Below are 24,247 nucleotides of genomic sequence, written 5' to 3'. Positions count from 1 at the left end.
GCTCAGGGCACGATGACGGTGCGGCCCCGGATCTGCCCGGCCAGAATCTGCTCGGCCAGCCGCTGCACCTCTGCGAGCGGCTGCACCGTGACGCCCTCGCTGTAGAGCGTGCCGGGCAGTTCCCGGCTCAGCCGCTGCCACGCCCGTTCCCGCCGCTCGGGCGGGCACATCACGCTGTCGATGCCCAGCAGCGCCACCCCGCGCAGGATGAATGGCAACACGGTGGTGGGCAGCCCGCTGCCCCCGGCCAACCCGCAGGCGGCCGCCGCGCCGCCGCGTTTCAGGCAGCTCAGCACGCCGGCCAGGGTCTCGCCGCCCACCGCGTCCACAGCCCCGGCAAAGCGTTCTTTTTCCAGCGGCCGCTTCAGGCTGCTCAGTTCCTCGCGCCCGATGATCTGGGCGGCCCCCAGCCCCTGCAGGTAGCCGGCCTCCTGGGGCCGCCCGGTGGACGCGACCACCCGGTAGCCGAGCGCCGAGAGCAGCGCCACCGCCACGCTGCCCACGCCTCCGGACGCGCCCGTGACCACCACCTCCCCCTGCTCCGGGGTCAGGCCGTGGTCTTCCAGCGCCATCACGCTCATCATGGCCGTGAAGCCGGCGGTGCCGATGGCCATGGCGTCCTGGGCACTCAGGCCCTCCGGGCGGCAGGTCAGCCAGTCGGCCTGCACGCGGGCATGGGTGGCGTAGCCGCCCCAGAACTGCTCCCCGATGCCCCAGCCGGTCAGCAGCACCGGGTCGCCGGGCGCGTAGCGCGCGTCGCTGGACTCCACCACCGTGCCGGCCAGATCGATGCCCGGCACCATCGGATAGCGGCGCACCACACCCGGGCGGCCCAGCACCGCCAGCCCGTCCTTGTAGTTCAGGCTGGAGGCCTCGACCTGCACCAGCACGTCGCCGTCCGGGAGGTCCTGCACCGTCAGGTCGTCGCGGAGGGTGGCCGTCACCGTCTTGTCCTCGGCCTGGGTCAGCATCAGGGCGCGCACCTGCTGGGGGGATGAAAGGGTCATGGCCGCAGTGTGGCACACCCGCCGCGCCGGGCGCGGGGCAGCTCAAGGCCACGACAAGGACCCGGAGGCGAGGTGCCTCCGGGCCGGGTGACCATCAGTTTACTTGGCGGCTTCGAAGGTCAGGTTGGCCTTCATGCCCTTGTCGGCGTGGGTGGGCAGGTCGCAGTAGGCGTTGTAGGTGCCGGCGGGCAGCGAGGCGATCAGCACGGCCTTCTCGCCCTTCTTGAGCACCGGCGTGGCCAGCTCGACCATCTTGTCGCCGATCATCGCCTGGATCCGGAAGTCATGGGGGTACTGGCCGTCGTTCTCCACCTCAAAGCGCGCCATGGTGCCCTTGACCGTGATGGTCTTGGCCCCCAGCGACCACTCGCTGAGCTTGACAACCACCGTCTGCGGCGCGCTGGCCGCCTGCATCAGCGCCGCTGGAGCCAGCACCGTCAGAGCCGCCGCCGCCATCAGACCTTTCAGCATTCCGTTCATAGAACCTCCCTGTATGGTGCCGGATACCCTCCGAAGTCCATGAATGTAGCCTAAGCATCGCCCCCGGTCGGGGGTACGGTCCAGGGTCCGCCCCTACCCCCGACCAAAGTCTGAAGTGCCGCCCCCAGGACCCATAATCAGGACATGCGGTTCAGGCGTCACTCCTTTTCACCTTCGCTCAGCCTGGCCGGGCGCTACAGCCTGCTGAGTTTCGGGGTGCTGCTGCTGTGCGGCCTGCTGATCGGGGCCTGGGTCAGCCGCAGCATCCGCGACGGCGTGGTGCACCGCACCGCCGCCAGCGCCGCGCTGTACGTGGAGAACTATGTGGTGGGTTCGTTTCAGGGGTTCAGCCGCAGCGGCGGCCTGACCGCCCAGGAGCGGCGGCAGCTGAACTGGATCCTGACCAAGACGCCGCTGGCCCAGGAGATCGTGGCGATCCGTATCTGGGGGCCGGGCGGGCGCGTCATCTACGGCCAGGACGAGGGCCGAACCTTTGACGTCAAGGATGAGCAGGCGGACGCCTGGAACGGGCAAGTGGTGTCGCACGTCAGCACCCTGGAGGACGCCGAGAACGGCACCCAGCGGGCCCGCTGGAACCGGCTGCTGGAAACCTACACGCCGCTGCGGCAGGAGGGCAGCGACCGGGTGATCGCGGTGGCGGAGTTCTACCAGACGGTGGACGACCTGGAGCGGCAGCAGGCGGCGGCCACCCGCGAGAGCTGGGGCGTAGTGACGCTGACCATGCTGGGCGCGTACCTGCTGCTGGCCGGCGTGGTCCGCCAGGGCAGCGACACCATCCTGCATCAGCAGCGGCAGCTCCAGGCCGAGCTGCAGCGCAACGAGGAGCTGCACCACCGGGTCAGCCGGGCCGCCACCCGCACCACCACCCTGAACGAGCGCTACCTGATGCGCGTCTCGGCCGAACTGCACGACGGCCCGGCCCAGGAACTCGGCTACGCGTTGCTGCGGCTGGAGGGGGTGGGCCAGCACCTGACGCAGCTGCCCGCCGAGCAGGCCCACCAGGCCGAGCAGCATCTGGAACTGATTGAGCGCTCGCTGCGGGCTGCCATGACCGAGATGCGTGACATCTCCAGCGGCCTGCGGCTGCCGGCGCTGGACGGCCTGGACCTGGACCAGACCATCCAGCGGGCGGTGCAGGACCACCAGCGACGCACCGGCACCACGGTGACGCTGCAGACGGACGGCCCGCTGCCGGCGGCCGCCCTGCCGGTCCGCATGACCGCCTACCGGCTGGTGCAGGAGGCGCTCAACAACGCCCAGCGGCACGCCGGTGGCCAGCACATGACGGTCCAGTGCGTGATCCAGGGCGCGCAGCTGCGGCTGGAGGTGCAGGACCACGGTCCCGGATTCGACGCGCTGCAGCCGCAGCCCGGGCACCTGCACCTGGGGCTCAACGGCATGCGCGAACGCACCGAGAGCCTGGGCGGCACCTTCGAAGTGCGCTCCGGCCCGCACGGCACGCAGGTGCTGGCCTGCCTGCCACTTCACCCCCCCGGCGACAGCCCGGAAGCCGAACTGGAGGCCCTGACCCCGTGAACACCCCCGCGAACCCCTCTGCCCTGCCGCTGCGCATCGTGATTGTGGACGACCACCCGCTGTTCCGGGAGGGCGTGGCCGCCGCCCTGGGCATGGAGCCGGACCTGGAGGTGGTGGCCGAGGGGTCCAGCGCCGAGGAGGCGCTGCAGCTGGTGGGCCAGCACCTGCCGGACGTGGTGCTGCTGGACCTGAACATGCCGGGCGGCGGCCTGAACGCCGTGAACGCCCTGAGCGCCCGCTACCCGGTGACGTCGGGTGATGATGCTGACCGTCAGCGCCGATGAAGCGGACGTGACGGCGGCGCTGCGGGCCGGGGCGCGCGGCTACGCCCTGAAGGGCATCTCCGGCCGTGAGCTGCGCTCGGTGGTGCGCTCGCTGCATGCCGGCGAGGTGTACGTGACGCCGGGGCTGGCGGCCAGCCTGCTGCTGGAACTCAGCGGCCCGCGCCGGCCCACCACCGACCCCCTGTCAGAACTGACCGCCCGCGAGCGTCAGATTCTGGAGGGCGTGGCGGCTGGGCGCAGCAACAAGGAGATTGCGCGCGACCTGGATCTGACCGAGAAGACGGTCAAGGGGTACATGACCAACGTGCTGCAGAAGCTGCACGTGCGCAACCGCGTGGAGGCGGCGCTGCTGGCGGTGCGCCAGGGCGGCGGCTGAACCCGCTGCCCCGCCGTCCGCTACCCTGAGCCATGGCTCGCCCGCCCCACCTGTGTCCCTGCGGCAGCCAGCGGCCCTACCGCCGCTGCTGCCTGCCCCGCCACGACGGCACCGGTCCCGCACCCACCGCCGAGGCGCTGATGCGCAGCCGCTACAGTGCCTACGCGCTGCAGCTGGCCCCCTACCTGCTCGCCAGCTGGCACCCCCGCACCCGCCCCACGACGCTGGACCTGAACGACGGCACCGTCTGGCTGGGGCTGCAGGTTCAGGCATGTCAGGCTGGTGGGCCGCACGACGACCAGGGCCGCGTGACCTTTGCGGCCCGCTTCCGCCAGCACGGGCAGCAGCACACCCTGCGCGAGCGCAGCCACTTCGTGCGGCTGGAGGGCGCCTGGGTGTACCTGGACGGCGAGACGGACGGCTGAGCCGGACCCACAGTGCTGCCCAGGCTACACAGCTGGACCCGCTGGGCAGCCTACGCTTCCAGCCATGAACATCGGCATTCTGGGAGCAGGACACATCGGCAAGGCGCTGGCCCAGCTGTTTGCCCGCGCCGGGCATCAGGTGGCGCTCAGCAATTCGCGCGGCCCGGAGACGCTTGAAGACACCGTCCGCGCGCTGGGGCCGAATGTGCGGGCCATGACCTCGGCACAGGCGGCGCAGTTCGGTGAGCTGCTGGTGGAGACGATCCCGTTCGGCAAGTACGCCAGCCTGGAGGGGCTGGAGGTGAGCGGCAAGGTCGTCATCGACACGGCCAACTACTACCCGCAGCGCGACGGACAGATTGACCTGGGTGGCCAGTCCGAGAGCAGCTTCATGGCCCGCCACCTGCCGGGAGCGCGGGTGGTGAAGGCCTTCAACGCCATCGCGGCCGCCGACCTCGCCAGTCAGGGCGACCCCGGCAAGCCGCTGGAGGAGCGCCGCGCCATCTTCGTGGCCAGCGATGACCCGGACGCCAAGCGGACCGTCTCGCAGCTGATTGAGGCCATCGGGTTCGTGGCGGTGGACACTGGCACCCTGGAGGACAGCCGCAGCCATCAGCCGGGCACGGCCGTGTACGGCAAACCGCTGACCGGGCAGCAGGCCCGGCAGCAGCTCGGCACGTCCGGCTAGTACAGCGTCAACCGATCATCTTAGGATAGAGACGGCATAGTTTGACGCGGGCTTGCGGAGTCGTGAACTGCCAACGGACGGGAGTGGCTGCCGCGCAGCGGCGGCCACTCCAGTGTGCCACTGTGCGCTCCAGTGCTGGTTGATCCCCCACCCGCTCCTGAAGCGCCTGGCGGGCGAGTGCCGAGAATTCCAGTTCCTACATATTGAGCCAGGAACCGTGCCGGGGCGTGAAATGGAAGTCGAACCGCGCGGCGAGCTGCCGCGCTTCGTGGGCGGGAAACGCCTGATAAAGCGCCGCTTTGGTATGGGTTGAAAGGTTGTCTTGCACCAGGACAATGTGCAGGGCATCGGGATACGCCTCAGACACGCGCTTAAGGGCATGAGCGTAGTCGATGCAGGTCCGCCGCGCCGTCACCCAGGCGTCGCGACGGCCAACCAAGGGCTCGACCCAGCCGAAGATGGTGGCGGTGCCACAGCGTTCGTATTCGCTGTCCTGGCGCTGAAGTCGTCCAGGTGCAGCCTGGGTCGGCTGCAACACGTCACGGGTCAACGGACAGGGCTTCTCGTCGAAACAGATGACGGGAACGCGAGCGTCCATTGGACGCTCGTACACGTCCAGCACGTCCTCCATCGCACAGACGAAGGCCGCGTTCTGATCGGGCGGAATCCACCATTGCTGTTTCAGATGCGGCTTGAGGACGTTTTTTTCAGCGTTTTGCGCACCGTCTCACGGGAAATACAGTCCACGAGCTGTCATCTCACCAGCGCATCGCCCAGCATCTGCAGCGTCCAGGCAGGTTCGCCATTCGGCGTGTCGCTGCAGGCCAGGGTGATCAGCTGGGCTTCGACGCGTCCGTCGACCTTCTGGGGCACACCCTTGTCTTTACGAGGAGCGCGCTGCAGCACGGCCTGCAGGCCGTGCTGCACATACCGTTTGCGCGTGACCTCCACGGTGTGGACAGTGACCCCCAGCGCTCGTGCGATATCAGCATCGTTGCGCGACTCGCCTTGCTCATCGGCCATCACCAGCAGCCGGGCTCGGGTGATGGCCTGAGCGCTCCTCGTTCCACTCCGGGTAAACACTCGGAGTTCCGTCCGGTCGTCATCGGTCAGCCTCACCAGATGTTTCTTCATGACCCAGCGTACGCAAGATCAGAGTTTAATCGGTTGACGCTGTACTAGAGCGTTTCGTCGTCCAGCAGGCGCTGCAGGAACACCAGATCCAGCCAGCGCCCGAACTTGCGGTCCACCTGCCGGAACTGCGCCACCTGCACGAAGCCCAGCCGCTCGTGAAAGCGCAGGGGGGCCGCGTTCTCGGCGTCCACCCCGGCCACCATCACGTGATACCCGTCCTGCCGCGCCTGCACGATCAGCTGGCGCTGCAGGACGCTGCCCACGCCCTGGCCCTGCGCCTCGGGGGCGGCGTAGACGCTGTGTTCTACCGTAGCCCGCCTTCTCGCGGAAGCGGCCGTAGCTGCCCCAGCCGACGATCCGCTCCTCCCACATCGCCACCAGGACAGGAAAGCCCGCCTGATGCCGCGCCTCGTCCCAGGCTGCGCGCGAGGCCAGCGTCACCGGCTCCAGGTCGTAGCTGGCGGTGGTGTGCCGCACCGCGTGGTTGTAGATCTCCAGAATGGCCGGCAGGTCCTGAGGAATGGCCGGCCCGACCCGTGTGGTTGCTGACTTCTGCCTCCCAGAGCGACCCGGGCCGCCGATCTGCCCACCCTCGATCACCGGCCGGAGCGGATCAAGGCCAAAAAAATCCCCCACCCGTCCGGGTGGGGGCGCGCTGAGCCGGGCTTACTTGCGGAAGCTGGGGTTCAGGACCTTCTTGCGAAGGCGGATGTTCTTGGGGGTCAGCTCCACCAGCTCATCGTCACTGATGTACTCCAGCGCGTCCTCCAGCGACAGGCGACGCGGCGGGGTCAGGGTCAGCGCCTCGTCGGCACCGCTGGAACGCACGTTGGTCAGCTTCTTGTTCTTGCACACGTTGACGTTCATGTCCTGCTCGCGGGCGTTCTCGCCCACGATCATGCCCACGTACACCTCGGTGGCCGGGTCGATGAAGAAGCTGCCGCGGTCCTGCAGCTTCCAGATGCTGTAGGCGAAGGCCGGGCCGTCCTCCATGCTGACCAGCGAGCCGTTCTGGCGCACCTTGATCTCGCCGGCCCACGGCGCGTAGCCGTCGAAGACGTGGCTCATGATGCCCTCGCCCTGCGTCATCGAGAGGAACTGGGTGCGGAAGCCGAACAGCGCGCGGCTGGGAATCTTGAACTCGATGCGGGTGCGGGTGCCCTGCGGCTCCATGTTGACCATCTGGCCCTTGCGGCTGGCCAGCACACCGATCACGGTGCTGGCGTGCTGCTCCGGCACGTCGATCACGAGGTGCTCGACCGGCTCGTGCTTCTCGCCGTCGATCTCGCGGATGATCACCTGCGGGCTGCCCACCTGCACCTCGTAGCCCTCGCGGCGCATGGTCTCCAGCAGGATCGAGAGGTGCAGCTCACCGCGGCCCGACACGATGAACTCGTCCGGACGCACTTCCTCCACCTTCAGCGACACGTTGGTCATGACCTCGCGCTTCAGGCGCTCGTTCAGGTGGCGGCTGGTGACGTACTTGCCGTCGCGGCCTGCAAACGGGCTGGTGTTCGGCTGGAAGGTCATGCTCACGGTCGGCTCGTCCACCGTGATGATCGGCAGCGCCTCGGGGTCCGCCAGGTCGGCGATGGTCTCCCCGATCTGCGCCTCCTCGATGCCGGCCAGCGCGATGATGTCGCCGGCGCCCACCTCGTCCACCTCGATGCGGCGCAGGCCCATGTGGGTGAACGGCTGCACCACCCGGGTGCGGGTCATGGTGCCGTCCTTGTGCATCAGCTGCACGAACTCACCCTTCTTGACGGTGCCGCGCTTGACCCGGCCCAGCACGATGCGGCCCAGATACTCGCTGTAGTCCAGGTTGGTGACGAGCATCTGAAACGGCGCTTCCAGGTCCACTTCCGGGGCGGGGATGTACTCCAGCACCATCTCGAACAGCTCGTGCATGTCCTCCTGGGGCTTGTCCAGGTCCTTGTAGGCCTTGCCGTCGCGGGCCACGGCGTACAGGATCGGGAAGTCCAGCTGATCCTCGTTGGCGCCGAGTTCGGCCATCAGGTCGAAGGTCAGGTTCACGACCTCCTCGATGCGGGCGTCCTGGCGGTCGATCTTGTTGATGACCACGATCGGCTTCAGGCCCAGTTCCAGCGCCTTGCGCAGCACGAAACGCGTCTGCGGCATCGGGCCTTCGGCGGCGTCCACCAGCACCAGCGCACCGTCCACCATGCCCAGCACCCGCTCCACCTCACCGCCGAAGTCGGCGTGGCCGGGGGTGTCCACGATGTTGATCTTGACGCCGCCGTACTCCACGGCCGTGTTCTTGGCCAGAATGGTGATGCCGCGTTCCTTTTCCAGGTCGTTGCTGTCCATGGCCCGCTCGGCGATCTCCTCGCCGTGCTTGAGCTTCAGGGTCTGCTTCAGCAGGCCGTCCACCAGTGTGGTCTTGCCGTGGTCAACGTGCGCGATGATCGCGATATTCCGGTATTCCATGTTCATCCTCTCCCTCGCCCGGAGCCGCCAGTCACTCCGAACGAGGGAGGGATGGGGCGTGGGCGGCTTCTGTCCGGCCCAGGTCCGTGCGGACACGGGGGCGGACGCCTGCGCTCAAGTTAAAGCCCGTCACTGCTGGACGGGCATCCAAACAAAGATTGTATCAGATTGGGCGGGGGGCATGCAGCGCAGGGCACCTTCCGGGCCCAGGCCGCAGTGTGGCGTGCCCAGGTCAACTGCGGATCAGCCAGAACACCGGACTGTGCACGCGTCTATACGATTGGACACACGCGTGCTCATGAAAACGCGTTAACGTTGAATCCTGTGTCACGTCTCAGTTTCTCATGGGCCGAGCTGCCCACCCTGACCCTGTCCCCCGGCACCGGCGGGCGGGTCCGTGAGCTGGCCCAGGACTTCCAGGTGGATGAGCTGCCGCTGTACCGCCCGTCCGGCGAGGGCGAGCACCTGTACCTGCACCTGGAGAAGACCGGGCACACCACCGCCCACCTGATGCGTGAGCTGAGCAGCCAGCTGGGCCTGCGCCCCAAGGACATCGGTGCGGCGGGCCTCAAGGACCGGCACGCCGTGACCACCCAGTGGCTGAGCCTGCCGGCCAAGGCCGAGCGCCGGCTGGAGCAGTTCAGCCTGGAAGGCGTGCGGGTGCTGGACGTTTCGCGCCACACCAACCGGCTGGGCATGGGACACCTGCAGGGCAACCGCTTCACGGTGCGGGTGCGCGGCGCGCCCGGCACGGCCCAGCAGGCGGCGGGCACGCTGGACACGCTGGTGCAGCGCGGCCTGCCCAACTACTTCGGGCCGCAGCGCTTCGGGCTGCACGGCCTGAACGCCGAGGAGGGGCTGCGGGTGCTGCGGGGCGAGAGCCGGCTGCGTGACCCGGCGGTGCGGCGTTTTCTGGTGTCCAGCGTCCAGAGCCTGATCTTCAACCGCTTCCTGGCGCTGCGGCTGGAACGCGAGCTGTTCGCCGGGCTGCTGAGCGGCGACATGGCCAAGAAGCACGACACCGGCGGGGTGTTCGAGGTGCAGGACGCGTCCGCCGAGTCGGAGCGGGCCGCGCGCGGAGAAATCAGCGCCACCGGCACCCTGTTCGGCCGCAAGGTCAAGCCGCTGACGCAGGACGCCGGGACGCTGGAACAGGAAGCGCTGGCCGCCTTTGGGCTGACGCCCGAGGCCTTCAGCAGCCGCAAGGGCGACCGCCGGATCATCCGGGTGTATCCGCAGGACGCCCGCGTGACCGAGCAGGAGGACGGCTACACCGTGCAGTTCACGCTGCCGCGCGGCAGCTTTGCCACCAGCCTGCTGCGCGAACTGATGAAGGTCGAGGTGGACGCGCCGGAAGGGCCGGACGACGCCGCCCCGGAGGAGGAGTGATCATGAAGCGCATCATCCTGCTGCTGTCTCTTCCATTCGCCACGCTGCTCAGCAGCGCCACCACTCCGCCGGTCGTGGAGGCGCACGCCCTGGCCCACACCTTCGGCGGCGTGCTGCTGCAGGCGAGCTTCCTGCCGCGCGGCCGCGACAACCTGACCGGCGTGTGGTACGAGGGTGGCCACGCCAAACTGATGCGCTGCTCGCCGCGCTGCGAGGTGATCAAGAAGGTGCCGCTGGAGGGCCCGCTGATGATCGGCCAGGACAGCACCTACCGGGTGGTGATGGCCGGCAGTTTCCGTAGTGGTCAGCGGCTGAAGGTGATGCTGCGGTTCGATGACCTGCAACTGGTCACGCTGACGGTGCCGGTCAACGACTGAAGGTGGACGAGGAGCTGCGGCAGGCCTTTCTGGATACCACCTACGGCACGCTGGAGGTGCGGCTGAAGCTGAAGGCCGAGCCGGACCCGCAGCTGGCATGGCCACCCACACTCCCCGGTCAGCGCTGGGCCATCCTGACCGCCTGGAACCCGGACGGAACACAGAAGGCAGCAGAGGTCAACGACGGGCAGCAGCAGAGGCTCACCGACCGGCTGCACCGAGACGGCTGGCCCACCCTGCCCGGGCACAACGGCGAGGGCGAGTGGCTGGAGCCGACCGTGATCGTGCCTGGCCTGCCGCTGTGGCGCGCGGTGCAGCTGGGACGCCAATTCAGGCAGGCGGCGGTGCTGTGGGGCATGGGCCGCCGCGCGGCGCTGGTGTGGTGCCGACAAAACGGCGAGCCCCTCATGCCCGTGGAACTCGAACGGCTATGGCTGGGCCGCGCGGCTATACTGCCCGGCGATGACCGTCCGCACCGCTGAAGCTCCCCTGGTCTCGCTGCCGCTCAGCGTGACGCCCGACGAACTGGCCCGCTACGTGATGGCGCTGGCCAACACGCACGGCGGTCAGGTGGTGGTGGGGCAGCCGGACGAGGACGCCTCGGACCTGCATCCGCTGCAGGTGACGCACGCGATCTTCGAGCTGTCGGGCGGACGGCTGACCGTCAACGTGATGCACCAGCCACCGGACGGTGACGGCCCTCGTCAGCTGTACGTGTACGTGCCTCAGGCCCCCTACCTGCTGGCCGCGCCGGACGGCTCGGTGCTCAGCTGGGACGGCCAGCAGCTGGTGCCGGTGACCCCTGCGCAGGCCCAGCCACAGGCGCAGCAGGACTACACCGCCACGGTGCCGCCCACCGCCTCGCTGGCCGACCTGGACCCGCTGGAGGTGGCCCGGCTGCGCTCCACTTCGCAGAAGGGCGACCTGTCGGCGCTGCCGGACCTGGACTTTCTGCGCGAGCTGGGCCTGCTGGTGGAGGAACGCGGCGAGTGGCGGCCGAACCTGGCGTGCATCCTGCTGGCCGGCACGCCGCGCGCCCTGCGCTCGCACCTGCCACAGGCCGAGGTCTGCTACTACCACCATCCCACGCTCGACCCGGAATTCAGCTTCCGCGAGGACCTGCGCCGCCCGCTGGTGAGCGCGGTCTCGCGGCTGGCCGAGCTGATTCAGGCCAGAAACCGCTTCACGCCGGTACAGGTGGGGCTGTTCCGCATCGAGGTCTGGGACTACGACGAGGCGGTGTACAGAGAAGCGCTGCTGAACGCCCTGACCCACCGCGACTACCAGCTGCGCGATGTGGTCCACGTGCACCAGCACCCGGACCGGCTGGAAATCAGCAATCCAGGCGGGCTGCCGGGCGGCATCACGCCCGGCAACATCCTGCGGCACCAGCCCAAGCGCCGCAATCCGCTGCTGGCCGAGGTGCTCTCCCGGCTGGGCCTGGTGGAGCGCGCGGGGGTGGGAGTGGACAAGATGTACCAGCTGATGCTGCGCCACGGCAAGGAGCCGCCGGAGTTCACCAGCTACAGCGACGCCGTGAGCCTGAGCCTGCACAATCCCGGTTTCGATCAGCAGTTCGTGCGGTTCGTGGCCCGCAAACAGGAGGAGATGCAGACGCTGTCGCTGGACATGCTGATCGTGCTGTCCCGGCTGGGCCGCGAGGGCGAGGCCACCCGTGAGCAGCTGAGCCGCGCTCTGCAGCTGCCCGAGGACCGCACCCCCCGGCTGCTGCAGATGATGCAGGACCGGGGCCTGCTGGAGTCGTCGGGGCGAGGCCGCGAGCGCCTGTACCACCTGAGCGCGGAGGTGCGCGCGCAGCTACACCAGCGGTCGGAAGCAGTGACGGGTGTAAGCACCGTCACCCGTCCCCAGCGGGCAGCGGTGCCGCCCACTGTACCTGTCCCCTCGGCGCTTGGCCAGCTGGCACTTGCCCTGGCACAGCAGCACGGGCAGGTCAGCAATGCCCGGCTGCGCGAAGCCAGCGGACTGAATGTCCAGCAGGCCTGGCGGGTGCTGCGGCGGCTGGTGCTGAACGGTCAGCTGATCAAGCAGGGCAGCGGTCCTAGGAACGTTCAGTATCACCTCAGTTAGCCCGGCAGCAGGGAACCGGCCGCGTTCCAGGCAGCGAACGTTCACATCCTATTCTGTCCGTCAAATGACTGAATGGAAGCGCTTCCGTATTGACACTTCATAAACAGGCGTGTAGCCTGCATCTTGTCATAACCGATCTGCACTGGAACCGCTTCCCATTCGTTTTGAAGCGTTGCCAGCTCCTGTTCCGTGCCATTTCTTTGTTCCGGAGGAAGTCATGAAGAAAGTTGTTGCCCTGATTGCCCTGACCGCTGCCATCTCGTCCGGAGCGTCCCAGGCCGCCGGCGTCACCCTCACCATCGCCTGCGGCGCCGTGGGTCAGGAGCTGGAGCTGTGCAAGGCTGGCGCCGACCGCTGGGCCAAGTCCACCGGCAACACCGTGAAGGTGTTCGAGTCGCCGAACCTGACCAACGACCGGCTCGGCCTGTACCAACAGCAGCTGGCCGCCAAGAGCAGTGACATCGACGTCTACCAGATGGACGTGGTGTGGCCCGGTCAGCTCGGTCAGCACTTCGTGGACCTGAAGGGCAAGGTGCCTGACTCGCTGGTGAAGTCGAACTTCCCCTCGATCGTTGCGAACAACACCGTGAACGGTAAGCTCGTGGCGCTGCCGTGGTACACCGACGGCGGCCTGCTGTTCTACCGCACCGACCTGCTGAAGAAGTACGGCTACAGCAAGGCCCCCACCACCTGGGCCGAGCTGGCCAGCATGGCCAAGAAAATCCAGGACGGCGAGCAGAAGACCAACAAGGCCTTCGCCGGTTTCGTGTTCCAGGGCAAGGACTACGAGGGCCTGACCTGTGACGCGCTGGAGTGGATCAAGAGCTCGGGCGGCGGCACGCTCATCGACAACACCGGCAAGATCACCATCAACAACCCGAACGCTGCCAAAGCGCTCGACACCGCCGCCAGCTGGATCAAGAGCATCAGCCCGGCCGGCGTCACCACCTACGACGAGGAAGCCGCCCGCGGCATCTTCCAGGCGGGCAACGCGGCCTTCATGCGCAACTGGCCGTACGCCTACAAGCTGGGCGAGAGCGCCGACAGCAAGGTCAAGGGCAAGATTGCGGTCGCTCCGCTGCCCAAGGGCGCGGGTGGCCAGAACACCGCCACGCTGGGTGGCTGGCAGCTGGGCGTCAGCCAGTACTCCAAGCATCAGGCAGAGGCCATCGCGCTGGTGACCTACCTGGCCAGCCCGGCCGAGCAGAAGATCCGCGCCATTGAGGGTTCCTACGCCCCCACCATCCCGTCGCTCTACAAGGACGCTGCGGTCCTGAAGGCCGTGCCGCCGTTCGGCAGCCTGTACAGCTCGCTGACCAACGCGGTGGCCCGTCCGTCCGGCCCCACCGGCGCCAAGTACAACCAGGTGTCGCAGGCCTTCTCGGGCGCCGTCCATGACGTGCTGACCGGCAAGACCAAGGGCCAGGCTGCCGTGTCCAGCCTCGCCACCACGCTGGCCCGCATCAAGGGCGCCGGCTGGTAAGTCCGGCCCACGTGCCAGCTTGAGGCGGGTGAGGCGTAGCGCCTCACCCGCCGTTGCCATTCAGGCTTCACCGGGGGAATGCCATGACCAAGATCACTGCCGGTCCACCAGCAACAGCACCCGTCCGCAGACGGGGCATCGAGTCGGCGCGCGCCAGACAGGCCGTCTGGCTGCTGCTGCCCACATTGATCGCCATTGCCATCGTGGCGGGATTTCCGCTGTACCGCACCATCTACTACAGCCTCTTTGACGCCAACCTGACCAGCCCCGACCAGGCCAAGTTCGTGGGGCTGCACAACTTCTGGTTCACCACCGAGGACGGCATCGGCATCGGCTTCCTGCAGGATCCCAAGTGGTGGGGCGCCGTCAAGAACACCCTGCTCTTCACCGTGGTGAGCGTGGCGCTGGAGACGGTGCTGGGCATGATCATCGCGCTGGTGGTGAACAGCGCCTTCAAGGGCCGCGCCTTCATGCGGACCGCCATGCTGGTGCCGTGGGCCATTCCCACGGTGGTGTCGGCCCAGATGTGGGCATATATGTACAACGACAGCTTCGGGCTGATCGGGCGCGGCGTGCTGGGCGGTCAGGCACTGCTCGCCGACAACAGCACGGCCATCTGGGCGCTGATCGCGGTGGACGTCTGGAAGACCACCAGCTTCATGGCGCTGCTGATCCTGGCGGGCCTGCAGAGCCTGCCGTCGGACATGTACGAGGCCGCCGACATGGACGGGGCCAGCAAGTGGACCCAGTACTGGCGCCTGACGCTCCCGCTGCTGCGCCCCGCGCTGCTGGTGGCGCTGGTGTTCCGTTCACTGGACGCGCTGCGGGTCTTCGACGTGATGTACGTCATGCTCGGGCCGAACAACGCCGCCCAGACCTCCATGACCGGCTACGCGCGACTCGCGCTGATCGACAACTCGCTGCTGGGTGTGGGCAGCGCCGTGGCCGTGGCGATCTTCCTGATCATCATGGTGATCGTGGTGGCCTACGTGACCGCCTTCCGCGTGCGCTTCGATTAGGGGTGTGACATGAACGCCAAGAAAAACCCGGGGATGTATTACCTGCAACGCACCCTGTTCTATCTGCTGGTGGTGGTGATCGCCTTCTATCTGCTGTTCCCGTTCTTCTGGGCGCTGCTGACCAGCTTCAAGCGCGCCGGCGACCTGTTCCTGCTGCCGCTGCAGTTCATCACTGCGCCCTTCACGCTCAGTAACTACGCGCAGGTGCTCGCCAACCCCGCCTTCCAGCGGGCGCTGCTGTTCAGCCTGATCGTGGCGGTGGGCGCGGTGGCGGTCAGCCTGCTGATCGGCAGTTTCGCCGCGTACTCGCTGGGCCGCTTCCGCTTCCGGGGCAAGGCCACCATCCTGTACATCATCCTGGGCGTCAGCGTGTTTCCGCAGATCGCGGTGCTGGGCGGCCTGTTCACCGTGATCCGGGCGGGCGGGGTGTACAACAACCCGATCGGCCTGATCTTCAGCTACCTGATCTTCACCATTCCCTTCACCGTGTGGGTGCTGACCAGCTTTGTGCGCGACATCCCCGGCGAACTGGAGGAGGCGGCGCTGATGGACGGGGCCACCCCGCTGCAGACGCTGTTCCGGGTGCTGTTCCCGGTGATGACGCCGGCGCTGGTCACCACTGGCCTGCTCGCCTTCATCAACTGCTGGAACGAGTACCTGTTCGCGCTGACGTTCATGAGCAGCAACCGGACCGTGCCGGTGGTCATCGCCAACTACTCCGGCGCGTCGCAGTATGACCAGCCGTGGGGGCCGATCATGGCCGCCAGCATCGTGGTCACGGTGCCGCTGATCGCGCTGGTGCTGTACTTCCAGCGCAACATCGTGTCGGGCCTGACCGCCGGCGCCGTCAAGGGCTGACCCGCCACACAGCCGTCCCAGCACTGGCCGCGAGCGAACGCTCGCGGCCAGCTTTCATTCACCCCCAACCCCCCTGTTGCCGCTGATGAATTTCTTGGGAGATGCTCAGTCTGTTGTGCTGGGCGCTTGTCGTCTGCTGGCGGAGGGTCTACGCTGCAGATGAATGGCCACCGCGCCCACCACACTCAGGCGAGGTCAGCTCCGGCTCGGTCGGGGGCTGAGCGTGGCGCTGTTGCTGACGCTGGCGGGGTTCAGCCCCTCGCTGGCACCCAGCATCGTCCGGCTGCTCAACCCGGCCTCGACCACCCGGATCGCGCTGGCCCCCGCCCCGGCGGATGCCGCCACCACCCGCGCCGTGCAGGGATACGCCCGGGTGGCTCAGGCGTTTCAGTCGGCGCTGGATGAGGTGCAGCCGGGCGAACGGCGCCGGCTGACGCTCAGCGAGCAGCACTTTCAGCTGTACCTGCAGACGCAGGCGGTGCTGGGTCCAGCACGTGGGGCGGCGCTGCTCTCGATGCTCGACAGCGAGATCCGCAACCAGAATCCGGCCCGGTCGCGGCGCAGCGTGTTCGCCAGCCCGGAGGCGGCGCTGGACAACGTGCAGACCTGGCTCTCCTACTTGGCCTGGGCCACCGCGCCCGGAACGCGTCACCGGCTGGCGGTCCTGCAGGTCAACGCCCCGGCTCCACTTAGCCCCCGCGTGGTGCTGTCCAACCGTCAGGGCATCCTGCAGGCCGCCCACGCTGCTCACCTCGCTCCGGGGCTGCTGGCCGCCATCGTGGACAACGAACAGAGCGGGCAGCAGGTCGCCTACGGGCTGGCCGGCGTGCTGCGCGAGCTGACCGATACGGTGGCGCTGCGGACCACCGAGGCTTATGGCGAGAGCGGCTGGACCGGCGACCTCTCCCAGACGGTCGGGCTGACCCAGATGTCGTGGCAGGACGCGCTGCGGCAGAGGCCCCGCTTTCATCAGCTGGGCATGCAGCTGGACCGGCCCTTCCCTGAAAACGAGGCGGAGGTGCGCGCCGCCCTGAACGACCCGGACAGCAACCTGCTGCTGGCCGCGTCCCGGTTGGTCGGCTACCTGGATCAGGCGGAGGGCGCCGACCAGCGGCCCCACACCTCCGCCAGCACGTTCGTGAGCGGTCCCGGCTGGCACAACAATCCGGCGCTGGCCAGCAGCGGCCAGACCTGGCCGTATGCCTGGAACGGCTTCTTCAAGGCCTGTCTGTATTCGTCACTGCTGCAGCGCTAGCGTCTGGCCCTCGCTGGCGTAGCGGTAGCGCGGGTCCGGCAGCGGCCCGGTCACATCCACGTCGTGCGAGAGGTGGGTGAGCCACACCTCCCCCACCGCCTGCGCCCAGGGGAGCTGCAGCGCTTCTCGCACGTCGTAGACGCTGCGGGTGCTGTGCACCACGCCTGACTCGTCGAAAAAGCTGCTGCCCAGCACCAGCAGGTCCAGGCCGGTGAGCCAGCGCTCCACCACCTCCTGTGGCACGTCGATGCTGTCGGTCAGGTAGACCCAGCGGTGGCCGGGCCGCTCGAAGTGGAAGGCGTGGCTGGTGCCGTTGGCCCCATGGGGCACCTCAAAGGCCCGCACCCGGTACCCGCACACGCTCAGGCCCTCGACCGGCAGCGGCTGCACCGGCGCGGCGCGGCGAAAGGCATACCGGAAGCGCTCCTCGATCTGCGGCAGCACGCTGGCCGGGGCATACACCGGCAGCCGCCCACCGGCATACGCCACGTAGTCGAGCAGGTCGCCCAGGCCCAGCAGGTGATCGTTGTGCGCGTGCGAGATCAGCACCGCGTCCGGCATCAGCGGGCGACCAAGGCGGGCCAGCTGGGCATGCAGGTCCGGGCCGCAATCCAGCAGGGCCGTCTGGCCACCCGCCTCCAGCAGGGCGGCGCTGCGGGTGCGGCGGTTGCGGCCCCCCTGCCGGGCTTCCTGGCACACCGGGCAGGCACACCACCAGCGCGGCACGCCCTTGCTGTCGGCGGTGCCCAGGAAGGTCAGGGCCGCGCCCTCCCCCATCAGGCCAGCAGCTCGCGCACGGCCCGGCCCAGATCACCGCTGCCGGCCAGACTGCTGCCCACCAGCACCGCGTCGGCCAGCGCACGCACCGTGTCCAGGTCGGCGCGGGTGCGGTAGCCGCTCTCGGCCACCAGCAGGCCCTGAAAGCCGGCCGCCCGCGCCTGCCGGATCAGGCGCGGCGAGTTCTCCAGGTCAATCTGCAGGGACCGCAGGTCACGGTTGTTCACGCCGATGATCTCGGCGCCAGCATCCAGCGCAAGCCGCAACTCGGCCTCGTCGTGTACCTCCACCAGCGCGTCCAGCCCCAGATGGTGGGCCCGCTGCAGGTAGTCCGGCAACTGCTCGCCCAGCACGCTCACCATCAGGAGCGCGGCCGAGGCACCCCACTCGGCGGCCTCCAGCAGCATCGCCGGATGCACCACGAAATCCTTACGCAACGCCGGCAGCGCCGCGCCCGCCACCACCGTCTGCAGCGCCTCCTGACTGCCTCCGAAGTGGCGCGGCTCGGTCAGCACGCTCAACGCCGCCGCACCGCCCGCCTGATAGGCCAACGCCGCCTGCAACGGGTCCAGCGCTGCGATGTGGCCCTGGCTGGGGCTGGCCTGCTTGACCTCTGCGATCAGCGACAGGCCCGGGGCCCGCAGCGCTGCCTCGAAGCGGCGGATGCGTGGCCGGGCCGGACCCGGCTCGGTCTCGCGGCCCTGATAATCGGCCGAGCGCTCCCGCACGATCTGGCCCAGCACTCCCTCCACAGCGGCAACGTTCATGGCCGGAGTATAGAGTGCCGCCCAGGGGCCGGACGTCCTCACCGGGCACCGCAGCCGCGTGTTAACCTACCGTCCATGACTGGCAGGATGAAACCCGGTGAAGGCCCGGTGCAGATCACCGAAGAGCAGTTGCAGGCCCGCATTCAGGAGCTGGGCGCCCAGATCCGGCGGGATTACGAGGGCAAGGAGCCGCACCTGATCTGCGTGCTGAACGGGGCGTTCATGTTCCATGCCGATCTGGTGCGTGCCGTAGACATGCCGCTGAGCGTCGACTTTCTGCAGACCAGCAGCTACGGCGACGCCAAACAGTCGAGCGGCGAGGTGCGGCTGGTCAAGGATCTGAACTTTCCGCTGTCGGGCCGGCACGTGCTGCTGGTCGAGGACATCGTGGACACCGGGATCACCATGCATTACCTGCTGCAGTACCTGGGTGGCCGCGGCCCCGCCAGCCTGAAGGTGGCGGCGCTGCTGAGCAAGCCGTCGCGCCGCCGCATCGAGGTGCCGGTGGACTACCTGGGCTTCACCATTCCCGACGCGTTCGTGTACGGTTACGGCCTGGACCGCAGCCAGTTCGACCGCAACCTGCCGTTCATCACCTCGCAGAACTGAGCACCACAGCAAGGCGGTCAGGCATCCCGGAGGGGGAGCCTGACCGCCACGTCTGTACCGCCTTACTTCTTGCGCTTGGTGCTGGTGCTGCTGGGGCCGCCCTTCTTGCCGCCGCTGCCCGGGCCGCGCTCCTTGGCGTCGCGCATGAAGCTGCGCAGCTTGGCCTCGAACTGCGGGCTCTGGCGGCCGATGGCGCGCGGACGCGGAATCTCCTCCGGCTCCTCCAGCAGTTCCTTGATCGAGAGGTCCAGGCGGCCACGCTCGTCACGGCCCAGCACCTTGACCTCGATGGTCTCGCCCTCGCGCACGTGGTCGTGGATGTTCCGCACGAAGCTGTGGGCAATCTGCGAGATGTGCACCAGCCCCGTCTCGCCGTTGTCGAACTGAATGAATGCCCCGAAGTCGGTGACGCGCGTCACACGACCAGAAACCACGGCGCCGGAATCAAGCTGCACGAATCTTACCGTCCTCAATCTGCATTGACCGGCAGTATAGCAAGTGCGGCGCGGCAGTGTCATCCCTTGCGCCCCTTCCACTCAGGACTGCGGCTGCAGGAGCTCCTGGTGCAGACTCAGGAAGTGCCGCCACCCGTCCCAGTCGCGTCGCCCGCCCCCCTGCTCGGTCCAGTCCCAGAAGGGCGTGTACAGACTGCGGGCCGTCTGCAGCTCCAGCCGGAAGATCTCAGCGCTGACGCCGCCCGCCTCCAGCAGGCCGCTGCTGATGAAGCGTTCCAGCACCCCCCGGCGGTCGTAGGGGACATGCCGGATGGTCGGCACCCAGGCGCCGCCGTGCAGGTCCAGTTGCAGGTAACGCGCCGCCGGGTCGCCGTCGAAGGGGGCGCCGACCGCTCCGGTGTTGATGAACCAGCGCTGGCCCAACAGACGCACCATGCTGCGGTGAATGTGCGAGGCGACCAGCACGTTCACGCCGGCCTCGTCCAGCAGCGCGGCGGCCCGCTCGTCGGTGGTGAACTGGCCCAGTGCCTCGCGGTAGTGAGTGGGCGAGCCGTGCGCCAGCAGCACCGGCGGTCCCACGTCCTCGATGTGGACCGTCAGCGGCCAGCGGCGCAGCGGGTTGAGCAGGCCGGCCGCATTGAGCTGCCGGGCGCTCCAGTCGGTGGCGCCCCAGAACGGATCATCGAACCACTCGCCCGGGAGCGCGTGGCTGCGGTCGTGCCACAGCAGCATCAGGTCGTCGTGGTTGCCGAGCGTCAGCCCGGCCAGCTCGTCCTGCGGCAGCGCCAGCACCGTGTTCAGGCAGGACACGCTGTCGGGGCCGCGGTTGACCACGTCGCCGTTCACGTACAGCCGGTCGGCCCCCTGGGCCCGCACATCGGCCAGCACCGCGTCCAGCGCATCCTGATTGCCGTGAATGTCGGCGATGACGGCGAGACGCATCAGCAGAGTATAGGCGGCGCTGGCCCGGGCGTCCGTGAGGAGACGGGCCGGATTCACCCGCACAAGCTTGCGGTCTGGCAAGCCGGCATCGCCTAGAGTGACGGCATGATCGACGCCCTGATTGGCCACACCCCCACCGTGCAACTCACTCAGGTGGTGCCCCCGGACTCGGCCGAGGTCTGGGTCAAGCTGGAGGGCCAGAACCCGGGCGGCAGCATCAAGGACCGCACGGCGCTCGGCATGGTGGAAGACGCCGAGCAGCGTGGCCTGCTGAAGCCGGGCGGCCTGATCGTGGAACCCACCAGCGGCAACACCGGCATCGGGCTGGCCCAGGTGGCCGCCGCGCGGGGCTACCGGCTGATCCTGACCATGCCGGCCCAGATGAGTGAGGAGCGCAAGCGTACCCTGGCTGCCTACGGGGCCGAACTGGTGCTGACCGACCCGGAGCGCCGGATGCTGGCGGCCATCGAGGAGGCCGAGCGCATCGCGGCGGAGCAGGGCGGCTGGATGCCCAACCAGTTCGCCAACCCCGCCAATCCGGCCGCCCATGAGCGCACCACCGGCCCGGAGCTGTGGGCGCAGATGCAGGGCCGCATCGACGCCTTCGTGTACGGCAGCGGCACCGGCGGCACCATCACCGGGGTAGGCCGCTACCTCAAGCGGCAGAACCCGGACGTGCGGGTGGTGGCGGTGGAGCCGGCCCGCAGCAACGTGCTGTCGGGCGGGGAGCGCGGCGAACACGCCTTCCAGGGCATGGGACCCGGCTTCATCCCCGACAACCTGGACCGCTCGCTGCTCGACGAGGTGGTGCAGGTCTGGGAGGAGGACGCCTTCCCGCTGGCCCGCCAGCTGGCGCAGCAGGAGGGCATTTTTGTGGGCATGTCGTCCGGCGGCATCCTGTGGGCGGCGCTGCAGGTGGCCCGCCGTCTGGGCCCCGGCAAACGGGTGGCCACCATCGCCTGCGACAGCGGCGCCCGCTACCTGACCACCAGCCTCTACAGCGGGGCCGGCGACACGCCCAGGGGCTACCAGCCCTACTCGCGCGAACGGGTTCTGCCGCAGCCCTGAGCCGGAGCGGCGCCCACAATCCCCGCTTTCAGAACAACGCCCCTGACACGGCGCGGGTATAATCCGCACCCGATGCCAGAAGATCCTCTCAAGATTGCAGTGCTGTGCCACTCCGGAGCGGGCGGGTCCGGCGTGGTCGCCACCGAACTGGGCCTGGAAGTGGCCAAGCGCGGCCACGAGGTGCACTTCATCGGCGGGTCGGTGCCGTTCCGGCTGGCGGGGCACCAGGGGATGCGCGGGCCGTACTTCCATCAGGTCAGCACCTACGCCTACGCCCTCTTCGAGCAGCCGTACCCGGAGCTGAGTGCGGCCAACGCGCTGGCCGAGGTGATCCTGGAACACGGCCTCAGCCTGACGCACGCCCACTACGCGATTCCCCACGCCACCGCCGCCCTGCACGCCCAGGGGATCACCGGGCGGACCCGGGTGATGACCACGCTGCACGGCACCGACGTGACGCTGGTGGGCGCGGACCCCACCTTCCGGCACACCACCCGGCACGCCATCCAGCGCTCAAATCACGTGACGGCGGTGTCGCAGTTCCTGGCCGACCAGACCCGCGAGCTGTTCGGCGTGGACCGGGACATCGAGGTGATTCACAATTTCGTGGACACCGAACGCTTCCGGCGCACCGTGGACCCCAGTGTCCGTGAGCGGTTCGCCCACCGGGACGAGGCGCTGCTGGTGCACGTCAGCAACTTCCGGGCCGTGAAGCGCCCGCTGGACGTGATCGAGACGTTCGCCCGGCTCGCCACGGAGCTGCCGGCCCGCCTGCTGATGATCGGAGACGGCCCGGAGCGGCTGCCGGCCTTCGAGCGGGCCCAGCAGCTGGGCGTGATCGGGCGGGTGCAGTTCCTGGGATCATTCCCGGAGGTGCAGACGGTGCTGGGCATCGCGGACCTGTTCCTGCTGCCCAGCAGCCAGGAGAGCTTCGGGCTGGCGGCGCTGGAGGCAATGGCCTGCGAGGTGCCGGTGGTGGCCTCCAACGCGGGCGGCATTCCGGAGGTGGTGCAGCACGGCGTCACCGGTCTGCTCTCGGCGGTGGGCGACGTGGACCAGATGGCCCACCACGCCCTGCAGATCCTCAAGAATCGTGACGTGTACCAGCAGATGGGTCAGGCGGCCCGCCAGCGCGCCGTGGAGCAGTTCCACCCGCGCCTGATCGTGCCGCAGTACCTGGAGGCCTACAGCCGGCTGGTGCAGCCCGAAGCGGTGAGCTGAGCCCACAGAAAGGAGGCCGTGGACGTGTCCACGGCCTCCTGCTGCTGGGTAAATTCAGTCCATCGCGGCGGCCAGCACCGGCTCCGGCTGGTACGCCTGGGCCCCGATGCTGCGCAGCCGCTCGGCCAGGCGCTCGTAGCCCCGGTTCACGTACTGCATGCCCTCGATGACGGTCTCGCCCTCGGCGGCCAGCGCGGCCACCACCAGCGCGGCACCGGCCCGGATGTCGGCGGCCTTGACCGGCGCGCCGTGCAGGGCGCCGCCCTGAATCACCTGGGTGTGCTCGCTCACCACGATGTGCGCGCCCATGCGGTTCAGCTCCACCACGTGGGTCAGCCGGTCGGCGTACACCTTGTCCATCACCACGCTGGTGCCGGGCACAGTGGCCAGCAGCGCGCTCATCTGCGGCTGGATGTCGGTGGGAAAGCCGGGGTACTCCACGGTGGTGATGTTGGTCGGCTGCAGGCGGCCCGCGCTCGCGTCCACGATCAGGCTGTCGCGGCCTTCCAGCACCGCCACGCCCATCTCCAGCAGCTTGGCGCTCAGCGCGCGCAGATGGTCGGGGCGCACGCCGGTCAGGGTCAGGCGGCTACGGGTGGCCGCCGCCGCGATCATGAAGGTGCCGGCCTCAATGCGGTCCGGAATCACCCGGTACTCGCCGCCGCGCAGGCGCGGCACGCCCGTCACCTGGATGGTGTTGGTGCCGGCCCCCTGGATGTCCGCGCCCAGGCTGTTCAGGAAGTTCACCATGTCCACCACGTCGGTGTCGATGCTGGCGTTCTCCAGCGTCACCTGACCCTCGCCCAGCACCGCGGCCAGGATGGCGTTCTGGGTGGCGCCCACCGTCAGCATCTCGAAGACGTAGGTGCCGCGCAGCGGACCGCGGCGGCGCGCCTCGAAGTTGCCGCCCTCCTCGCTCAGCTCCACGCCGTAGCTGCGGAACGCCTTGACGTGCTGGTCCACCGGACGCACCCCAAAGGCGCAGCCGCCGGGCATGCTGACGGTGGCCTCACCGGCGCGCGACAGCAGCGCGCCCATCACGATAAAGCTGGCGCGCATCTTGCTGACCAGGGCGTAGGGCGTCTCGGTGCTGACCAGCTCGGGAGTGTGCAGCGTGACGCTGTTGGGACCCACCCAGGCGTGGCGCGTGCCCAGGTGCCCGACGATCTCCAGGATGGTGAAGATGTCGGACAGCCGGGGAATGCCGTGCAGCGTCACCGGTTCGGGGCTCAGCAGGCTCGCCACGATGATGGGGAGGGCGGCGTTCTTGCTCGGTTGAACCGCGATCTCCCCGTGCAGGGGGCGGCCTCCGGTGATGTGCAGAGGGGTGAGTTGCAGCATGACGTTCCTTTCGAGACGGTCAGAACCTGCGAGGATCTGAACCGGGGGCATCGGGTCCGATGATAGTGGAAAGCAGCGTCAACGCGTTTTTTCCTCTCGCATCTTACACACCGTACTCACGTGCGTCTAGGGAGTGTCTACCTTTACGTACATGGCCGCAGTAGCATGTTGAGGGCACTCATCAGGCGTGATAGGC

Annotated in this window: 27 protein-coding genes; 16 read left to right on the top strand and 11 right to left on the bottom strand. The window is 68.5% G+C overall.

Translation table 11 applies throughout. From position 1 onward, the window contains the following. Positions 1-2: 2 nt before the first annotated feature. Positions 3-1,007, bottom strand: coding sequence for an MDR family oxidoreductase (locus ABOD76_RS15440; protein WP_350242849.1), 1,005 nt, complete (start codon positions 1,005-1,007; stop codon positions 3-5). Between the two features lie 99 nt (positions 1,008-1,106). Further along, a complete protein-coding gene (locus ABOD76_RS15435) occupies positions 1,107-1,487 on the bottom strand; it encodes a cupredoxin domain-containing protein (RefSeq protein ID WP_350242848.1) in 381 nt (126 codons plus the stop codon). Positions 1,488-1,631: 144 nt separating this feature from the next. Here ABOD76_RS15435 and ABOD76_RS15430 point away from each other — a divergent pair, with 144 nt between their 5' ends. The 5 genes from ABOD76_RS15430 to ABOD76_RS15410 all read left to right on the top strand — a co-directional run bounded on the left by ABOD76_RS15430 (position 1,632) and on the right by ABOD76_RS15410 (position 4,817). Beyond that, positions 1,632-3,044 carry a sensor histidine kinase gene (locus ABOD76_RS15430; protein WP_350242847.1) on the top strand — a complete coding sequence of 471 codons (1,413 nt, stop codon included), beginning with the start codon at positions 1,632-1,634 and terminating at the stop codon, positions 3,042-3,044. Further along, positions 3,041-3,328, top strand: a complete 288-nt coding sequence (locus ABOD76_RS15425) for a response regulator (RefSeq protein ID WP_350242846.1) — start codon at positions 3,041-3,043, stop codon at positions 3,326-3,328. Before ABOD76_RS15430 ends, ABOD76_RS15425 begins: the two co-directional genes overlap by 4 nt. Continuing rightward, on the top strand, positions 3,303-3,704 hold the full coding sequence (locus tag ABOD76_RS15420; RefSeq protein ID WP_350245287.1) for a response regulator transcription factor: 402 nt from the start codon (positions 3,303-3,305) through the stop codon (positions 3,702-3,704). The genes ABOD76_RS15425 and ABOD76_RS15420 overlap by 26 nt, the downstream gene beginning before the upstream one ends. A 32-nt stretch (positions 3,705-3,736) precedes the next feature. Further along, positions 3,737-4,129, top strand: coding sequence for a YchJ family protein (locus ABOD76_RS15415; RefSeq protein WP_350242845.1), 393 nt, complete (start codon positions 3,737-3,739; stop codon positions 4,127-4,129). A 64-nt stretch (positions 4,130-4,193) separates the two neighbouring features. Then, positions 4,194-4,817, top strand: coding sequence for an NADPH-dependent F420 reductase (locus ABOD76_RS15410; RefSeq protein ID WP_350242844.1), 624 nt, complete (start codon positions 4,194-4,196; stop codon positions 4,815-4,817). 196 nt (positions 4,818-5,013) lie between these two features. Here ABOD76_RS15410 and ABOD76_RS15405 read toward each other — a convergent pair whose 3' ends face one another. From ABOD76_RS15405 to typA, 4 genes are all read right to left on the bottom strand, one after another. Further along, positions 5,014-5,484: an IS630 family transposase gene (locus tag ABOD76_RS15405; protein WP_350245286.1), complete on the bottom strand. Its 471-nt coding sequence runs from the start codon at positions 5,482-5,484 to the stop codon at positions 5,014-5,016. Positions 5,485-5,570: 86 nt separating this feature from the next. Continuing rightward, positions 5,571-5,951 carry a helix-turn-helix domain-containing protein gene (locus ABOD76_RS15400; protein WP_350242843.1) on the bottom strand — a complete coding sequence of 127 codons (381 nt, stop codon included), beginning with the start codon at positions 5,949-5,951 and terminating at the stop codon, positions 5,571-5,573. Between the two features lie 44 nt (positions 5,952-5,995). Then, positions 5,996-6,337 (bottom strand): GNAT family N-acetyltransferase, encoded by a 342-nt coding sequence (locus ABOD76_RS15395; RefSeq protein ID WP_350245284.1) that lies wholly within the window; start codon positions 6,335-6,337, stop codon positions 5,996-5,998. 280 nt (positions 6,338-6,617) lie between these two features. Next, on the bottom strand, positions 6,618-8,399 hold the full coding sequence (typA, locus tag ABOD76_RS15390) for a translational GTPase TypA (protein ID WP_350242842.1): 1,782 nt from the start codon (positions 8,397-8,399) through the stop codon (positions 6,618-6,620). Positions 8,400-8,723: 324 nt separating this feature from the next. On the opposite strand from typA, the gene truD reads away from it, so the two are divergent. The 8 genes from truD to ABOD76_RS15350 all read left to right on the top strand — a co-directional run bounded on the left by truD (position 8,724) and on the right by ABOD76_RS15350 (position 16,871). After that, on the top strand, positions 8,724-9,788 hold the full coding sequence (gene truD, locus ABOD76_RS15385; RefSeq protein ID WP_350242841.1) for a tRNA pseudouridine(13) synthase TruD: 1,065 nt from the start codon (positions 8,724-8,726) through the stop codon (positions 9,786-9,788). A 2-nt stretch (positions 9,789-9,790) separates the two neighbouring features. Then, positions 9,791-10,165 (top strand): hypothetical protein, encoded by a 375-nt coding sequence (locus tag ABOD76_RS15380; RefSeq protein WP_350242840.1) that lies wholly within the window; start codon positions 9,791-9,793, stop codon positions 10,163-10,165. 2 nt (positions 10,166-10,167) lie between these two features. Next, a complete protein-coding gene (locus ABOD76_RS15375) occupies positions 10,168-10,647 on the top strand; it encodes a DUF3293 domain-containing protein (RefSeq protein ID WP_350242839.1) in 480 nt (159 codons plus the stop codon). Next, positions 10,628-12,256: an ATP-binding protein gene (locus ABOD76_RS15370; RefSeq protein WP_350242838.1), complete on the top strand. Its 1,629-nt coding sequence runs from the start codon at positions 10,628-10,630 to the stop codon at positions 12,254-12,256. Before ABOD76_RS15375 ends, ABOD76_RS15370 begins: the two co-directional genes overlap by 20 nt. A 217-nt stretch (positions 12,257-12,473) precedes the next feature. Then, the gene (locus ABOD76_RS15365) at positions 12,474-13,739 is read left to right on the top strand and encodes an ABC transporter substrate-binding protein (protein ID WP_350242837.1); all 1,266 of its coding nucleotides are present in this window, start codon (positions 12,474-12,476) and stop codon (positions 13,737-13,739) included. Between the two features lie 83 nt (positions 13,740-13,822). Continuing rightward, complete coding sequence (locus ABOD76_RS15360; RefSeq protein WP_350242836.1) at positions 13,823-14,758, top strand: carbohydrate ABC transporter permease; 936 nt, start codon at positions 13,823-13,825, stop codon at positions 14,756-14,758. Between the two features lie 9 nt (positions 14,759-14,767). Then, on the top strand, positions 14,768-15,616 hold the full coding sequence (locus tag ABOD76_RS15355; RefSeq protein WP_350242835.1) for a carbohydrate ABC transporter permease: 849 nt from the start codon (positions 14,768-14,770) through the stop codon (positions 15,614-15,616). Positions 15,617-15,779: 163 nt separating this feature from the next. Then, complete coding sequence (locus tag ABOD76_RS15350; RefSeq protein ID WP_350242834.1) at positions 15,780-16,871, top strand: hypothetical protein; 1,092 nt, start codon at positions 15,780-15,782, stop codon at positions 16,869-16,871. Here ABOD76_RS15350 and ABOD76_RS15345 read toward each other — a convergent pair. Continuing rightward, complete coding sequence (locus ABOD76_RS15345) at positions 16,854-17,648, bottom strand: MBL fold metallo-hydrolase (RefSeq protein ID WP_350242833.1); 795 nt, start codon at positions 17,646-17,648, stop codon at positions 16,854-16,856. The two genes, ABOD76_RS15350 and ABOD76_RS15345, sit on opposite strands and share 18 nt — an antisense overlap. Beyond that, positions 17,648-18,415 (bottom strand): indole-3-glycerol phosphate synthase TrpC, encoded by a 768-nt coding sequence (gene trpC / locus ABOD76_RS15340; RefSeq protein ID WP_350242832.1) that lies wholly within the window; start codon positions 18,413-18,415, stop codon positions 17,648-17,650. Before trpC ends, ABOD76_RS15345 begins: the two co-directional genes overlap by 1 nt. 75 nt (positions 18,416-18,490) lie before the next feature. Here trpC and hpt point away from each other — a divergent pair, with 75 nt between their 5' ends. Beyond that, positions 18,491-19,024: a hypoxanthine phosphoribosyltransferase gene (gene hpt / locus ABOD76_RS15335; RefSeq protein WP_350242831.1), complete on the top strand. Its 534-nt coding sequence runs from the start codon at positions 18,491-18,493 to the stop codon at positions 19,022-19,024. A gap of 62 nt (positions 19,025-19,086) precedes the next feature. Here hpt and ABOD76_RS15330 read toward each other — a convergent pair whose 3' ends face one another. Together ABOD76_RS15330 and ABOD76_RS15325 are read right to left on the bottom strand one after the other, a co-directional pair. After that, positions 19,087-19,479 carry a S1 RNA-binding domain-containing protein gene (locus ABOD76_RS15330; protein WP_350242830.1) on the bottom strand — a complete coding sequence of 131 codons (393 nt, stop codon included), beginning with the start codon at positions 19,477-19,479 and terminating at the stop codon, positions 19,087-19,089. Positions 19,480-19,560: 81 nt separating this feature from the next. Further along, positions 19,561-20,421: a metallophosphoesterase family protein gene (locus ABOD76_RS15325; RefSeq protein ID WP_350242829.1), complete on the bottom strand. Its 861-nt coding sequence runs from the start codon at positions 20,419-20,421 to the stop codon at positions 19,561-19,563. Between the two features lie 105 nt (positions 20,422-20,526). On the opposite strand from ABOD76_RS15325, the gene cysK reads away from it, so the two are divergent. Then, entirely contained in the window at positions 20,527-21,489 is a 963-nt protein-coding gene (gene cysK / locus ABOD76_RS15320) for a cysteine synthase A (protein WP_350242828.1), read from the top strand. A 72-nt stretch (positions 21,490-21,561) separates the two neighbouring features. After that, positions 21,562-22,710, top strand: a complete 1,149-nt coding sequence (bshA, locus tag ABOD76_RS15315; RefSeq protein WP_350242827.1) for an N-acetyl-alpha-D-glucosaminyl L-malate synthase BshA — start codon at positions 21,562-21,564, stop codon at positions 22,708-22,710. 54 nt (positions 22,711-22,764) lie between these two features. Here bshA and murA read toward each other — a convergent pair whose 3' ends face one another. After that, entirely contained in the window at positions 22,765-24,048 is a 1,284-nt protein-coding gene (gene murA / locus ABOD76_RS15310; protein ID WP_350245283.1) for a UDP-N-acetylglucosamine 1-carboxyvinyltransferase, read from the bottom strand. Positions 24,049-24,247: the final 199 nt, after the last annotated feature.

The sequence above is a fragment of the Deinococcus sonorensis KR-87 genome (assembly GCF_040256395.1).
GTDB lineage: Bacteria > Deinococcota > Deinococci > Deinococcales > Deinococcaceae > Deinococcus > Deinococcus sonorensis.
This window is presented reverse-complemented; position numbering and strand designations above follow the sequence as displayed.

Excerpts from the sequence above, each read along its gene's own strand:
- cysK (WP_350242828.1), top strand. The coding sequence starts at position 20,527 with ATGATCGACGCCCTGATTGGCCACACCCCCACCGTGCAACTCACTCAG.
- ABOD76_RS15430 (WP_350242847.1), top strand. The coding sequence starts at position 1,632 with ATGCGGTTCAGGCGTCACTCCTTTTCACCTTCGCTCAGCCTGGCCGGG.
- ABOD76_RS15355 (WP_350242835.1), top strand. The coding sequence starts at position 14,768 with ATGAACGCCAAGAAAAACCCGGGGATGTATTACCTGCAACGCACCCTG.
- ABOD76_RS15440 (WP_350242849.1), bottom strand. The coding sequence starts at position 1,007 with ATGACCCTTTCATCCCCCCAGCAGGTGCGCGCCCTGATGCTGACCCAG.
- ABOD76_RS15345 (WP_350242833.1), bottom strand. The coding sequence starts at position 17,648 with ATGGGGGAGGGCGCGGCCCTGACCTTCCTGGGCACCGCCGACAGCAAG.
- hpt (WP_350242831.1), top strand. The coding sequence starts at position 18,491 with ATGACTGGCAGGATGAAACCCGGTGAAGGCCCGGTGCAGATCACCGAA.
- ABOD76_RS15435 (WP_350242848.1), bottom strand. The coding sequence starts at position 1,487 with ATGAACGGAATGCTGAAAGGTCTGATGGCGGCGGCGGCTCTGACGGTG.
- ABOD76_RS15420 (WP_350245287.1), top strand. The coding sequence starts at position 3,303 with ATGATGCTGACCGTCAGCGCCGATGAAGCGGACGTGACGGCGGCGCTG.
- ABOD76_RS15325 (WP_350242829.1), bottom strand. The coding sequence starts at position 20,421 with ATGCGTCTCGCCGTCATCGCCGACATTCACGGCAATCAGGATGCGCTG.
- ABOD76_RS15410 (WP_350242844.1), top strand. The coding sequence starts at position 4,194 with ATGAACATCGGCATTCTGGGAGCAGGACACATCGGCAAGGCGCTGGCC.
- trpC (WP_350242832.1), bottom strand. The coding sequence starts at position 18,415 with ATGAACGTTGCCGCTGTGGAGGGAGTGCTGGGCCAGATCGTGCGGGAG.
- ABOD76_RS15415 (WP_350242845.1), top strand. The coding sequence starts at position 3,737 with ATGGCTCGCCCGCCCCACCTGTGTCCCTGCGGCAGCCAGCGGCCCTAC.
- bshA (WP_350242827.1), top strand. The coding sequence starts at position 21,562 with ATGCCAGAAGATCCTCTCAAGATTGCAGTGCTGTGCCACTCCGGAGCG.
- ABOD76_RS15380 (WP_350242840.1), top strand. The coding sequence starts at position 9,791 with ATGAAGCGCATCATCCTGCTGCTGTCTCTTCCATTCGCCACGCTGCTC.
- ABOD76_RS15360 (WP_350242836.1), top strand. The coding sequence starts at position 13,823 with ATGACCAAGATCACTGCCGGTCCACCAGCAACAGCACCCGTCCGCAGA.
- ABOD76_RS15350 (WP_350242834.1), top strand. The coding sequence starts at position 15,780 with ATGGCCACCGCGCCCACCACACTCAGGCGAGGTCAGCTCCGGCTCGGT.
- ABOD76_RS15365 (WP_350242837.1), top strand. The coding sequence starts at position 12,474 with ATGAAGAAAGTTGTTGCCCTGATTGCCCTGACCGCTGCCATCTCGTCC.
- ABOD76_RS15370 (WP_350242838.1), top strand. The coding sequence starts at position 10,628 with ATGACCGTCCGCACCGCTGAAGCTCCCCTGGTCTCGCTGCCGCTCAGC.
- typA (WP_350242842.1), bottom strand. The coding sequence starts at position 8,399 with ATGGAATACCGGAATATCGCGATCATCGCGCACGTTGACCACGGCAAG.
- ABOD76_RS15400 (WP_350242843.1), bottom strand. The coding sequence starts at position 5,951 with ATGAAGAAACATCTGGTGAGGCTGACCGATGACGACCGGACGGAACTC.